The organism is Bacillus sp. CH140a_4T (assembly GCF_008923725.1).
GTDB lineage: Bacteria > Bacillota > Bacilli > Bacillales > Bacillaceae_G > Bacillus_A.
Map to the genome: position 1 here is coordinate 191,989 of NZ_WBPF01000005.1, position 14,088 is coordinate 206,076.

The 14,088-nt window shown below is 33.7% G+C and carries 15 protein-coding genes; 3 read left to right on the forward strand and 12 right to left on the reverse strand.

The window, feature by feature from the left end:
• Positions 1-7: 7 nt before the first annotated feature.
• Positions 8-412 carry a GNAT family N-acetyltransferase gene (locus F8162_RS01985; protein WP_151635357.1) on the reverse strand — a complete coding sequence of 135 codons (405 nt, stop codon included), beginning with the start codon at positions 410-412 and terminating at the stop codon, positions 8-10.
• Between the two features lie 305 nt (positions 413-717).
• On the opposite strand from F8162_RS01985, the gene F8162_RS01990 reads away from it, so the two are divergent.
• Positions 718-2,103, forward strand: coding sequence for an S-layer homology domain-containing protein (locus tag F8162_RS01990; protein ID WP_151635355.1), 1,386 nt, complete (start codon positions 718-720; stop codon positions 2,101-2,103).
• A 2-nt stretch (positions 2,104-2,105) separates the two neighbouring features.
• Positions 2,106-2,318, forward strand: coding sequence for a DUF3006 domain-containing protein (locus F8162_RS01995; RefSeq protein WP_151635353.1), 213 nt, complete (start codon positions 2,106-2,108; stop codon positions 2,316-2,318).
• 60 nt (positions 2,319-2,378) lie between these two features.
• Here F8162_RS01995 and F8162_RS02000 read toward each other — a convergent pair whose 3' ends face one another.
• The 6 genes from F8162_RS02000 to F8162_RS02025 all read right to left on the reverse strand — a co-directional run bounded on the left by F8162_RS02000 (position 2,379) and on the right by F8162_RS02025 (position 6,803).
• Positions 2,379-3,185 (reverse strand): GH25 family lysozyme, encoded by an 807-nt coding sequence (locus F8162_RS02000; RefSeq protein ID WP_151635351.1) that lies wholly within the window; start codon positions 3,183-3,185, stop codon positions 2,379-2,381.
• A 283-nt stretch (positions 3,186-3,468) separates the two neighbouring features.
• Entirely contained in the window at positions 3,469-3,885 is a 417-nt protein-coding gene (locus F8162_RS02005; protein WP_151635349.1) for a GNAT family N-acetyltransferase, read from the reverse strand.
• 116 nt (positions 3,886-4,001) lie between these two features.
• A complete protein-coding gene (locus F8162_RS02010) occupies positions 4,002-4,763 on the reverse strand; it encodes a serine hydrolase (protein WP_151635347.1) in 762 nt (253 codons plus the stop codon).
• Between the two features lie 162 nt (positions 4,764-4,925).
• Complete coding sequence (locus F8162_RS02015; protein ID WP_151635345.1) at positions 4,926-5,438, reverse strand: GNAT family N-acetyltransferase; 513 nt, start codon at positions 5,436-5,438, stop codon at positions 4,926-4,928.
• 29 nt (positions 5,439-5,467) lie between these two features.
• Positions 5,468-6,469, reverse strand: coding sequence for an HAAS signaling domain-containing protein (locus F8162_RS02020; RefSeq protein ID WP_151635343.1), 1,002 nt, complete (start codon positions 6,467-6,469; stop codon positions 5,468-5,470).
• The gene (locus F8162_RS02025; RefSeq protein ID WP_151635341.1) at positions 6,456-6,803 is read right to left on the reverse strand and encodes a PadR family transcriptional regulator; all 348 of its coding nucleotides are present in this window, start codon (positions 6,801-6,803) and stop codon (positions 6,456-6,458) included. Before F8162_RS02025 ends, F8162_RS02020 begins: the two co-directional genes overlap by 14 nt.
• A 394-nt stretch (positions 6,804-7,197) precedes the next feature.
• On the opposite strand from F8162_RS02025, the gene F8162_RS02030 reads away from it, so the two are divergent.
• The gene (locus F8162_RS02030) at positions 7,198-7,770 is read left to right on the forward strand and encodes a DJ-1/PfpI family protein (RefSeq protein WP_151635339.1); all 573 of its coding nucleotides are present in this window, start codon (positions 7,198-7,200) and stop codon (positions 7,768-7,770) included.
• 92 nt (positions 7,771-7,862) lie between these two features.
• Here F8162_RS02030 and F8162_RS02035 read toward each other — a convergent pair whose 3' ends face one another.
• From F8162_RS02035 to recQ, 5 genes are all read right to left on the reverse strand, one after another.
• On the reverse strand, positions 7,863-8,162 hold the full coding sequence (locus tag F8162_RS02035) for a DUF952 domain-containing protein (protein WP_151635337.1): 300 nt from the start codon (positions 8,160-8,162) through the stop codon (positions 7,863-7,865).
• Between the two features lie 82 nt (positions 8,163-8,244).
• Complete coding sequence (locus tag F8162_RS02040; protein ID WP_151635335.1) at positions 8,245-10,320, reverse strand: HelD family protein; 2,076 nt, start codon at positions 10,318-10,320, stop codon at positions 8,245-8,247.
• Between the two features lie 117 nt (positions 10,321-10,437).
• Positions 10,438-11,181, reverse strand: a complete 744-nt coding sequence (locus tag F8162_RS02045) for a class I SAM-dependent methyltransferase (protein ID WP_151635333.1) — start codon at positions 11,179-11,181, stop codon at positions 10,438-10,440.
• A gap of 184 nt (positions 11,182-11,365) precedes the next feature.
• A complete protein-coding gene (locus F8162_RS02050) occupies positions 11,366-11,749 on the reverse strand; it encodes a gamma-glutamylcyclotransferase (protein ID WP_151635331.1) in 384 nt (127 codons plus the stop codon).
• Between the two features lie 25 nt (positions 11,750-11,774).
• On the reverse strand, positions 11,775-13,892 hold the full coding sequence (gene recQ / locus F8162_RS02055; RefSeq protein ID WP_151635329.1) for a DNA helicase RecQ: 2,118 nt from the start codon (positions 13,890-13,892) through the stop codon (positions 11,775-11,777).
• Positions 13,893-14,088 lie beyond the last annotated feature (196 nt).

The window sequence follows — 14,088 nt, forward strand, 5'->3', positions numbered from 1 at the left end:
GCACCTCTTATTCTTTCACGATTTGATTACGATGCATTACAATTTGTTTCGTCGCATGAAATTGCTGTTCACCATAAAACTTTATTAATTTCTCTCCGCAAAATAAACTAACAATATGAACATGAGATATTTCTTGAAGTAATATTGTTAGCATTTTCTCTCCAATGCCTTTATTTCTTACACTTTCATGTACAACAACATCTTCTATGTACGCTCGAAAAACACCGTCAGAAACAACTCTAGCAAATCCGATTAATTCATTTTCTTCCCATACCCCAATCGCTATACTATTCTTTAACATTTTTTGCATATCGATTTCTTTTCTTTCTGACCACCAACCGACAGAGTCGTAAAGCTTTTTTATTTTTTCTACGCAGATTGGTTGTTCATGTTGCAATTTATACGTGTACATTTTCTTTCTCCCATCAAATTGCTCATTATATTTATTTTGTCTTGTTTTACTTCTTTCAATATAAAAACTATAGAATTCAAACTGTTATTAAAACCTTCATAAGATTAATTTATAATATCAATTTTACAATTGCAATCGTTACTCCTCCCTTTACATTCCTCATATTAAATATACAGAATAAAAGAAAACTAGTGAATATAATACCAAAAACATTTCTCATATACTATTTAACTATGAAAACTTGAATTTCTTTCAAGAACTGGTAAAGTTAATTAGGTAAAAAATACACAAAGTGAGGCGATTTTTTGAAAAAGTTTAGTTTATTACTAACAGCATTTGTCATAATCTTATCGTTATTCATCCCTAATTTTACAAGTGCTAAAGCTTTTCCTGATGTCCAATCTAATCATTGGGCAATTAAAGAAATTAACTATTTATCGGATAAAGGTATTATTAATGGTACGCCAGAAGGATATTTTAAGCCAAGTGATAATGTAACGCGTGGGCAAATGGCCTTAATGCTAGATTTATCCTTAAGATTAGAAAAGCCATCTAGTTATAATCATATTTTTTCTGATGTAACTAAAGGTATCTATTATTACGATTCTGTACATAAGTTAGCACACAACAACATTGTACAACGTGAAACAAACTACTTCCCGGATCGCTCATTATCACGTGCGGAAATGGCAGTAGTTCTTGTTAAAACTTTTGATTTGAAACCTACAGGTGCCGCTGTGAATTTCCCTGATGTTCCATCTAATCACTGGGGTTACAATTATGTCAAAATTTTAGCTCAAAATAATATCACTGCTGGATTTCCTGATGGTACATTTGGTCCAGATGTCAAAGTAACTCGTGAGCAATTCGCTGCATTCTTAGCTCGTGTATTAGAACCAAATTTCCGCCCAGCTCTTCCTAAGCCTAAAGGTAACATAGAGGTTCATTATATTGATGTTGGACAAGGTGATGCTACTTTTATTAAATCTCCTAGTGGAGAAACGATCCTTATTGACGCTGGTAACAACGGAAAAGGTAAAGTAGTAGCAAATTATCTAAAAGGATTAGGATACCAATCTATTGATTATATGATCGCTACTCACCCTGATGCTGATCATGTAGGTGGATTAGATGAAGTACTTTATGCTATGAATGTAAAAAACGTATATGCACCTAAAGTAAGCCATACAACTCAAACGTTTAAAGACTTCCTAACTGCAGTAGCTAACAAAGGATTAACAATTAAAGAAGCAAAAGCTGGAGTAACTTTACCAATCAACGGTTTAAACTCACAATTTTTAGCTCCCGTGAAAGAATACGGTAACGATCTAAATGAGTGGAGTGCTGTATTAAAAGTAACACATGGAAGCAAATCTTTCTTATTTACTGGTGATGCTGAATCTAAAAGTGAGAAAGATATGGTTGCAACACATGGTTCCAACCTAAAATCTGATGTATTAAAACCTGGCCATCACGGAAGTAAGACATCTTCTTCTCAGCCATTTTTAGATGCAGTGAAACCAAGTATCGCTGTGATCAGTGCTGGTGCAGGTAACCGCTATGGTCATCCTACACAGGAAACTTTAGCAAAGTTAAATGCAATGTCTGTTAATGTATATAGAACCGATTTAAATGGAACTGTAGTTATTAATAGTGACGGTTCAAACATTTCTGTAAGAACGGAGAGATAATTATGAAAAAAGGTATTATTGACCGTTTTGAAGGTGAACTAGCAGTTATTGAAGTAAATAACGTAACAATTGATGTACCTAAATCCAAACTACCCTCTACTGCAAAAGAAGGTGATGTTCTTATAATCGAGGATGATACGTATACAATTGATAAGAACGAAACAGATAAAAGAAGACATGAAATCCAAGATTTAATGAATAAGCTATTTGAATAGAAAAAAGAGCCCTCCTGTTGGATGGCTCTTTTTTTGCATACATAAGCTAGTTATTTTTTATTATTTAACTTCATACCACCAGCCTTTCCGATCAAGCCAACCTTTCATACCGTTTAATTGTGCATCGCTAGTTGGATCGGAAATAAAATACGTTAAGCCATCTGATTGTAAAATGAAAGTAGCAGTCATTTTTAAAGAAGTTAACGCCCCCATAACATCTGGAGTTTCATAAGGTGAAAAGGCTCCAGTTTGAATGATATTTTGTTTAGAAACTTGCGCTTGTATATTTTCTTGTTTTGGTACCGATTCAGTAAACCAAGAAAGTGGCTTATTTCCTATCAATTGGTTTAAATCACATTTACCGATCCCTGGTACATTACCTGTCTCAGTGTATTGCCAAATATCACAAGGATATGCTGGTCTATTACCGCCATATCTAGGAATCCATACAAAATCACTTTTTACGTTTGCCATACCGAAAGGTCCATACATATGATGGCCTACATATAATCCAACTTTTTTAGCACCTAGTCGGTGTAATTCATCGATAAATGCTTGTGTACCAGCTTTCATATCATCCATTGTTTTCACTTCTACATCAGCAACCCAAACTGTAGCTCTCTTATCACCACGATTCCAGAAATCTTGTGCTTCCTTCTTCGCATCAGCAATTGAAATAAAGCGGCAAAATGCATAGTTACCGAAAGGAATATTTCTAGTTTTCATTGCTTGGGCGTAATCTTTATATAAAGGGTCTACATAATTTGAACCATCCTGTACTCTAGCGATTACGAAATCTAGTTGTGGAGCTGCTACATCCCAATTAATGTTACCGTTCCATTTCGAAATATCTACAATATAACCCATTGCATAACACCTCCTTTATCATTATTATATTCAGAGCTCGTCTTCTTGCTCTTCCCCTTCTAAAAATTCAACAGTTATTGTTAGTTCATATAGTAATTACGACAATTGTCATCTACAAAGACAGTAACTCATTTCCATAAAAAAAGAAAATCATTGTTATACGAATCGTACTTTTCATTCCCAACATTGCATCAAAATGATTAGTTACTATAAACTAAAAAAGCATCACCTTGTTGGTGATGCTTTTAAAACCCACTTTTCTTGTAGAACAAAAAGACGATTCCTATAATCTTTTCTCTAAAAAGTGTTGACTATGTCCTTTAGGATGATCTTCAACAACACCATATTCTTGATAGCCATGCTTTTTATAAAATTCTGGCGCTTGAAAACTAAATGAATCTAATAATATTAATCTACAACCTTTTTCCTTCGCAATATCTTCGATTTTATGTAGCAGTTGACTACCATAACCATCATGACGAACTGAATCATCAACCCATAAAAAATCAATATTCAGATGATAAAAATACATCGTTCCTGTTACCCCGCCAAAGATTTTCCCATTCTCATCTTTCACTACAAAACTTACTTGTTCCATCTGCTGTTTTACTTCATCTGATAAAATAGACATGTTATATTGAATTACTTTATTTTTTATGTATTCTCCTTCAGCGCGAGTACCATTCTCTATTTGTTTCATATATTTCTTCCTTTCAACTTAGTAAGCTATCTTTTTTTCTTTTTTAATAAACTAATAAATACGAAACCACCACAAGTAACAAAGCATGAAAAGCCAATGTTTCAATCACTCACCCCTTACATGCTTTTACTATATTCTTCATATATGTATTTCAATGCTACTGCAAAAACTTCATCTATTTCTTTATTTTCACTTCGATTCGGTAAATCTTCCCCCCCAATAACATAAAGAAGTGGAAATTCATTAAATACTCCTAGTATACCAATATTTATTATAGCTTTTGGCAATCCACCTGTCATATGGGCTAAATGATTGTGCGGTATGCCCTCATATTCTCCTTGCTGCCTTAGCATTCCATTTATTATTGGTTCCCATAATTCTGGCTCACTTTTATAACCACGAAAAACCTGTACTAAAAGTGAATGTACTTCATTTAGCTCTCCAACATTTTGTTCATCTCTAGGGTTTTCTTGAACATATATGTTAGGGAAGTACGTTGAAACATACTTTCTAATAGCGTTCCATCCTCCACAGTGCATTACAATCGACTTTGCAATAAAACTGTCATGACACGCTATCATCACTTCAACTGCTTTACTAAGTGATAATGTATCTCTCCCTTGCACATGCGGATATAATTGTGCACTATCTTCTTTCGGATCAAATTTAATTTGGTGAAGTATATGATCCCAACTAATTTGTTTCTCTTTTACCATGTTTGCTACTGCAAATCCAATTGCCACTTTTACTGCTGATGCTAAAGGGACATGCAGTTCATTATTATAGGAGGCAATTATATTTTCATATTTTGTTGAGTACACAATTACTCCAACTTGACCAGATTGTATTTCTTTTATTTTTTCAATGACAGTCTGCATATTCGCACCTCTTTTTATATAGTTTTATCATCTTCTCAAAATTCGATATAGAATATTAAAAACCTTTTTTGTTATTAGGTATTTATGCATACAATAAAAAAGATAGCATGAAATTTTCCCATGCTACCTTTCTAAAATAAATAATACACATAACGCAAACATCTACTCTTCCGTAGGTGTTTTAGGACCATTAAGCTCCAATTGATAAAAAGCTAAATCTAACCACCTATTAAACTTATAACCAGCCTTTTTGATTGTCCCTGCATGAATAAATCCATAGTTTTCATGTAAGGCAATACTTTTCTCATTATGTGCATCAATTCCAGCAATTAAAGTCATATATTCCCTTTCTTTTGCCATTGCAATCAATGCTTTCATTAAAGAAGTTCCTATCCCATTCTTTCTATATTCCTTATGAACGTACACAGAATGCTCAATTGAATATTTATAGGCAGGCCAAGTTCTAAACGGACCAAATGTCGCAAATCCTACTATTTTATTATCTAGTTCATATACTAAAATTGGATAACCTTCAGTCTTTTTTTGTTCATACCAGTTTATTCTATTTTCAAGGGTTACAGGTTTATACGTATATACGGCCGTTGTATACAATATAGCATCATTATAAATATCTAAAATGTATGTTACATCTTGTTTCCTTGCTTCCCTTATCATCGCTTTCTTCCTTTCCTCTAATTTCACTCCTATATACGAATACGAGCTTTTCGGAAACCATCAAATATATTTAACGCAGCAGACAAAATGTAAATGATAATACCTCCACTAATTAACCAATTTTTAAATTCCTCTGGAGAAGTAGTAAACACATTTGCCACATACGTAATAAATCCTTCATTAAATAAATGCGGATTTACTACGATTACAATGAATACTATTGTTCCAACTATTTGAAGGATAGCATTCCCGATTGCCAACTTTTTCGTCCATTGTCCTTGTACTAACTTATAAAGAGATATACCTATTTCAAACACAACCATAATTACAACAATTGGCCAATACTGAAGTAACACATCTTGATTAAAGGTTGGCGCGACAAACTTCAATCCGCTTTCTGTACCATGATATACACCTACAAGATGGTTCGCATAAAAATAAAGTGTTGCCCATATTGCCGTCCACATTAACCCGCCAAATACTTCGAACTTTGAGATCGACTTTTTCTTTGGAACATACGAAGTATTTTTCAAATCATCAGGCGTCCATTTTTTTAAACTTGTCGTCAACGGTTGAGTACCTTTGTCTTTATCAGTTCTTTCTAAAATTGCAAATACAAGTGTCAACCAGAAAAATACATGGAGGCCTACTTCGATAATTTCCCCAATTCCTTTACCTATCACATTTAAAATAACATTTAATACCGCTTGCTCACCATTATATCCAACAAAATTTTCTGCAACCATTGCAATGAGTGCGATAACAGCTGCAATCGGTATAATCATTTTTAATAATGTCGTATATACATCAAAATAACGTGGTCCAATTAAATGCATCGGTCTATCCAAGTACCCATTTGCCAATGAAACTGGACTCCCCAATTTTTCAAGAACTCTTTTTTCATCATTTTCATTATAATCATCAGGTAACATATCCTCGATTGTTGACCGTAATTCAAGAATAATATCTTCACGATTTTTTTCAGGTAATCTCTTCGCTACTTCCTCGACATAAATATCAATCAAATTCATTCTTGTCCTCCTCCTTTAATAAGTTATAAAGTTCCTTAGAATCTTTTATCCATTCCTTTTTCAACTGCAAAAATATCTCTAATCCGTATTCACTTAAAACATAATACTTACGCGGTCTACTCTCTGTTTTATCCCAACTACTCGTCACTAGCTCCTGCTTTTCTAATCGGCGAAGTAGTGGATATAAAGTGCTTTGATCGATTGTAATCCCTGATTGCTCCAATAATTGGACAAGTGAATACCCATACTGCGGCGCTCTTAACTGGCTTAAAACTGCTAATGTTAAGGTTCCTCTTCTTAGTTCAGTAATTAACGAATTTAATAAAGCATCCATTCACTCACCTCATTTTCATTACTATATGTCATACAGTATGTGTTTTATACTATGTATCATACAGTATTAATGTGATAAAAACAATAATTAATTACCAAAAAATAGATAATAAAAAAGCACAAACTATATATTTTGTGCTTTTTAGCTAACTACTTCAGGCGTGTGCTGGCATATGTTGCTGTAATTCCTAAGAAATCAATGAAACCTTATCAAAAACGTTACCCTTCCTGTATATTTCTACAAAAAAATAGCGTTTTTTTCATTTTACTGATACATTTTTTTAACTTGATGCGATGGAGCGATACCCATTTATTAATAATTTTATTCTCGATACCGCCAGTTGAAATTGTTATAATTATAATATTTTAAATATTATAATTACGGGGTGAAGAAAATGAAAATTGCAATAGTCTGTTTCGATAACTTTACTGATATAGATGTTTTTCTGCCATGGGATTTATTAAATCGTGTACGTTTAGTTGGCGGTATTTCTGATTGGAATGTCCAACTATTAGGAACGAAAAAAACTCATATATCCATGTCCGGCTTACATATTCCTATGACAGGAAGTATATCTGACATCCCTTATGCTGACGCTGTAATATTTGCAAGTGGAAAGGGTGTACAAGATTTATATAAAAATCAAGAGTATATAAATAGCATTCATGTAGACCCTCAAAAACAATTAATAGGATCTATGTGTTCTGGGTCACTACTACTAGGAGCTAAAAAATTGTTAACTGGAAAAAAAGCAACTACATATCCATCCGTAGTAGAACAGCTTAAAGAATTTGATGTAGATGTTATTGAACAAAGTTTCGTAAACGAAGGAAATATCTCGACTGCTGCGGGTTGTTTTGCTGCTAAAGATCTCTCAGCTTGGATCATAAGAACCCTAATTAATGAGGAAATGGTTGATACTGTGCTAGAAACTGTTCAGCCAGTAGGCAAAGGTTTATATTTTTAATTTCAAATCAGGTAATAGGATTAGTTGCTCCCCAGAACGAAATTTTGTTACAAGTTAGCACAAAATTTCGTTCTGGGGTATTTTATAAAATTTTATCTCGATCGCAATGAGGTAACATCTACAATCGCATCAATATGAATTACACCATATACATGCGGATATTCTTGACCGTTAGAAGCAAGTTCATATTTTATTTCTGCTTTTATTAAGGATGGATCAATTGTCAGTAATAAAACATCTTCTTCATGACTAAAATGTTTTTCAGCAACTTTTAAAGCTTGTTTTAAAAATGAACAATGAATAAATCCCTCCTCTTTTAGTGAAGCTTCATTAATTTCTCCATTTACCTTTGCGATTTCCCAATTTCTTTTTATTATTACCTTTGTAATCATAGTTTTTTTCTCTCCATGTCTTTATATAGAAAAACAAGAGGTTCTTCCTTTTGTTTTTAGAAATGCCTCTTGTTTTTAGTATTTATTTTAATCCTTTAATTAAAGGCGATGCTTCTCCGCTATGGAAAATCCATAAATCATGAAGCGACCTTGTACATCCGACGTACAATAACTTCGCATCGTGTTTTGTATTTTTGTAATGTTCTTCATCAACGTCAATTAGTAGAACCGCATCAAATTCTAGCCCTTTCGCCAAGTATACAGGTACTACTGAAATACCACCTTCATATTTACTTTGATCTGCTTCTATGACGTTTACAGCCAGTCCTGCATTTGTTAATTTCTCATATATATCGCGGCATTCATCGTCTGTTCTTCCTATTACCGCAATTGTTTTCACATCTTCATTTTGTAGATGCTTTAACGTCTTCATTATCTCATTAAATTGATCTTCTGTTTGGATTGCTTTAACATCTTCACCACTACGAAAAACTGGTGTTGCGAGCCCAACTGGAATTTCTGCATTTTTAATAATCTCGTTCGCAAATTCAATAATTTCTTTTGTAGAGCGATAACTTCTCGTCAGTTCATAATAACCTGTTTCTTGGAATACTTCCTTAAAAGCACCCCAATCTTCAATCCCTTGATAATCATAAATTGCTTGAGATAAATCACCTAATATAGTGAAAGAGTTACCTAGTGTAATTTCTTTTAATACATAAACTTGGAATGGCGAGAAATCTTGCGCTTCATCAATAACGACGTGATGGAATTTCTGTCCGATTTCAATACCTGTTATGTGGTGATGTATGTAAATTAAAGCTGGTAAATCTTCTACATACACTTCTTTTTTACGACAACTCTTTTCAGTTTCTTTCACAAGTTCTTCAGGCAATACTTCGAATATTTCTTTACTTTTCAATATTGAACTATAAATGGAAAGTGAGCTCATTTTCGGCCAAAACTTCATATAAGTATTCAATCTCTTTGTCGCTTCTTTTTTTAGTAATTTCTTCTCGTTTGTTTCTCCATACTTTTTTAGTTCAATTTCAATCCAGCGCTTCATTCGGCCGACTAATCTTTCTCTTCTTTTCTTTAATGGATAATGTTTATATTCCACTTGCATCCATTTTTTTATGTCTTTCACTGGAATAATAGCTTTGTCCCATGCCTCAAAATCACTTGTTGGTACTAATTCTTTTTCAAATTGAACCATTCTCTCTTCAATAAAGGACTTAAATTCCAGCGTGCCTTTCAATTTACCGAGCATAACCTTTTCTTCATCACGATTAATAGAAAATGCTTCTTTCAATTTTTCTTCTGTCTGCTTTAGTTTCACCGAATCATCTAACGTTCGTAATGCCCAATCTGGAAATGTTGTTTGACTAATATTCCCTACACCTAATTCAGGAAGTACACTCGAAATATAATCTAAAAACAGACTATTTGGAGCGAATACAATCATTCTCTCAGCTTCTAGCTGCTCACGATATTCATAAATTAAAAAAGCAAGGCGATGTAAAGCGATTGTTGTTTTTCCGCTCCCTGCAACCCCTTGAATAAGTAGTGGTAAGTTTCTTTCCGCACGTATAATATCATTTTGCTCCGATTGTATCGTCGAAACAATATCCTTTAGTTTATTATCTTTATTCTCACCTAATCGATATAGAAGAAAATCATCGGCATGCGAGACATCTTTATTTCCTTTTACATATGTATCAACAACACGTTCTAGTTCTCTTTTTCGAATAGAGATGTTTCGCTTTAAATAGACATCACCTTCAACTAATCCGTCTGGCGATTGATAATATGCTAATTCTTCTCCACCGGTAAATGAATAAAACATACTTGCGACAGGTGCCCGCCAATCAATTACAATTGGTTTCATTGTGTCTTTATGTGAAACACCTACTTTACCGATGTAGATCGGCATAACATCTTCCTTACCGTCCTCTTGAAAATCTAATCTTCCAAAGTACGGTTCTTGTACACCGATACGTAAATTCTGCCTATTAGATTCTCTCATACTTTCTAGAATTTGTTCTTTAAAATCATCTCCATAATAAACCGGAATGTTTTCGAGCTGTTCTAATTGATCATCCATCGTACGTAATGTATCTTTCATCCTTTGTAACTCTTCTTCAAAAATGTTGTTCATTTGATGATTCCCTCCTGTCCGTTCTAATTTTTCAGTCGAAATACAATTGTATTAAAAATCCATTTATAAAGTCAATAGTTTTAGTAAGAATTTTCTAAATTAAAAAAATAGTAGAGATTAATCCCTACTCTTCTTTACTTTAATTCGATACGCCAAACATTCATTTAAAGTTGCCAATTCTTTATATTTCCGTTTTTCAAAATCATATGCTCCACCTGGGAAGATTCCTACAATACTTAAACTAGCTTCAGCACATAGATTGCTAATCTCATCTACCGTATAGCAACGTAAAGATTGTGTCACAATATCATTTGAAGAATCTGTTTCCCACCAATGGTCCAGCATTCTAGCATTTTCACTATCATATTCATATTTTCGCATTGCAGAATAAATCGGCATTTCTTGTCCATTTGCTTTTTCCCAATATAAAGGTTGATAAATATCAATAAGTGCACACCCATCATCTTTCAACCAACTATGGATGCGTTTTAATAAAAATAATTGTTCTGCATCCGTTCCTACACCAAATCCATCCAAATAAGTAACGACATCAAACTTTTCTTCAAAATTAATTTTATAAAAGTCAGCACAGTGAATAACAATATCATTAGTAGAATGTTCTTTCGCAAACATAACTAACTCTCGTACTAGCTCAACTGTAGTCATCTTTACATTCAAATTAGACATCGCTCTTGCAAATCCACCATTTCCTGCTCCTAGTTCTAACATAGACTGAAATGTATATCCAACTTGTTCTTGTACTTCTTTAGCAACTTCCTGTAACCAATTTTCATTATTTACATCATAGCTTAGTAGTTCAAATTGTTTTTTATAAAATTCTTTTACATTTACTTCGTTCATTAATATTCTCCTCCTGTATATTATTTTTCTGCTACAGGTGAGAAACTAAATTTCTGATACCCATGAAAAATCCTCCTTTTAATTTCCCTATATTTACATTTTATCTAAATAATAAGAATTTTTAAAGTACTAAAACAAAAAAACAGATAATGGATGTTCCCACTATCTGTTTCTATGGCTGCCTTTATTGTCCTTGTTGATACTTCACCCAATCACCAGAAATGATAACTTTCTTTAGCATTTTTTTATCTTGAGCGACATACACAAATGCACGTATTTCCCTATCGCTTAAATAAATCGTTTCGGTAATTCGGTCATATAAGTCACTCTCTGCATTACCTGTGTATTCTTCCAGTTCATCTAATTTTTGCAGAACATCATCATTTACTTCGTAAACTTCTCCATATACTTTGTCTTCATTTGAACAAATCATCGCCGGATACCCTTCGTTTGTATCAAATAATTTGCCATACGTCCATGCTTCGTCTGCGATGCATATTGCACCTTGTATAAAATGAGCATTCGCTTGCTCTTTTCTTAACGTGCCATACACGAAAACGTGATACATATATCCCTATCCCCTTTATATGTCTCTACTTTCTAATTTGTAAATAAGCACGAATCATAAAGTAACTCACTTCATTTGGAAGTTGTTCCTTAATCGATTTCAATCCACCCTCTGCATTTTGCACGGCAGTTTCAATCAATGATTCATATTCTGAAGGAACAAAACTGTTCCAATCTACTTCCATTCCATCTTCAAAACAACGAATTAAATGATTTTCAATCGTTTGTCTTGATAAGCCACGTTCTTTCGCAATTTCATCTAGATCTATGCCTTGTTTATACATTTCATACGTTTCCAAATGAGAATTTGCTGAAGCTTTCCCTGACTTTTTCCGCTCTGTCACGACTTCTGTCTTAACTGTTTCAGCATAGTTTGGGTTTTCCTCAATAAAGTGCTGAACTGCTTGTAAGAATTGAGAACCATACTTCACAAGTTTATGTTCGCCAATCCCTTTTACAGTTAAAAGTTCAGAGTCACTTTGCGGCATTTTCGCACACATATCTTTCAACGTTTGATCAGAGAAAATAACGAATGGAGGTACACCTTCTCCTTGCGCAATTTCTTTACGTACTTCGCGAAGTATTTCAAATAAAGGATGATCTTGAACAATTTGTCTCGTCTCTACTCGTTCTTTACGTAAAACATTCTCTTTACCTAGTAACACTTCTTTCCCTTTTTCTGTTACTTTTAATGTCGGATACGTACCATGCTCAACTGCGATTAACTCATCCGAAATTAAAAACTCAATAAATTCACTAACTTCTTTTACGCTACGATTTGATAGTAAACCGTATGTTGGTAAAGTATGAAAATTAAATTCAATAACTTTCTTATTTTTCGAACCAGTTAAAACTTGTGCAATCATTTGTTTTCCAAATCGTTGGTTCGTCCTAATCATACAAGATAGAACCATTTGTGATTCTCTCGTCACATCGATACTTTCGCGGTCGTCCGTACAATTACCGCAGCGGCCGCAATCTTCTTTCGGCTCTTCTCCAAAGTATTGCAAAATAAATGATTGTAAACATTGTTCTGTATGACAGTAGTCAGTCATATTTTGCAGTTTTTCAAGTTCATTTGAAAAACGAGATTCTCCTGTCGATTGATCAATTAAAAAACGCTGTACTTGCACATCTTGAGAAGAATATAGCAATATACACGCACTATCTAATCCGTCACGTCCAGCACGTCCTGCTTCTTGGTAATAACTTTCCATGTTTTTTGGCAGTTGATAATGGATAACGTAACGAATATTTGATTTATCAATCCCCATCCCGAATGCAGATGTCGCTACCATTACACTCACTTCATCACGTAAAAAGAGTTCTTGCTGCTCATTTCGATCGTTATCACTCATACCTGCATGGTATTTTGATACAGAAACTCCTGCTTTCATTAAATCCTCATACAATTGATCAACTACTTTTCTAGTAGCCGCATATATAATCCCAGATTCCTTTTGATTTTGACGAATATAATCCGCTAAATATGCATGACGATCTTGTCCTTTAATAACCGAAAATGATAAGTTCTCGCGCTCAAACGTTGTCATAATCGTGTTCTCTTGATTAATTCCAAGTGTGTTGCAAATATCATCACGAACTTGTGGCGTAGCCGTAGCAGTTAATGCTAATACGAGCGGCTTCTCTGGAAGATAATCTAATATGTGGTGTATATGTAAATAACTCGGACGGAAATCATGTCCCCACTGCGAAATACAGTGCGCCTCATCAATTGCAATCATCGGGATTTTCATATCGATAAGTTGGTCAACAAACTCCATTGAATCAAGCCGCTCGGGTGCTACATAAAGTAACTTATAATGGCCTTGTTTCGCTAATTGGATTCGTTGATTCGCTTCTGTAATAGAAATAGAACTATTAATATAAGTAGCTGAAATACCGTTTTGTACTAATGTATCCACTTGGTCTTTCATAAGTGATATTAATGGCGATATAACTAACGTCGTTCCTTCGAATACTAATGCGGGAATTTGATAACAAATTGACTTACCACCGCCCGTAGGCATAATACAAACTGTATCTTTCCCATCTAATACATTTTTAATTGTTTCATCTTGTCCTCTTCGGAATGACGAATAACCGAAGTAAGACGCTAAAAGTTCTTGTGCTTTTGTAAACAAAAAAGAGTCACCTGCTTTTCTTTATCTTTCATTTACTACTATTATATCATCACTTATGTGACTTGAAAGTAATCATTACATGACTAACAGCTTGCTTTTTCATTATTTTATGCTTCTTTACGTTTTAAAAGTTGATAGCCATTAAAACGAATTTCAAAATAAATACACATTTTATTCAATCTCCTTGAATACTACT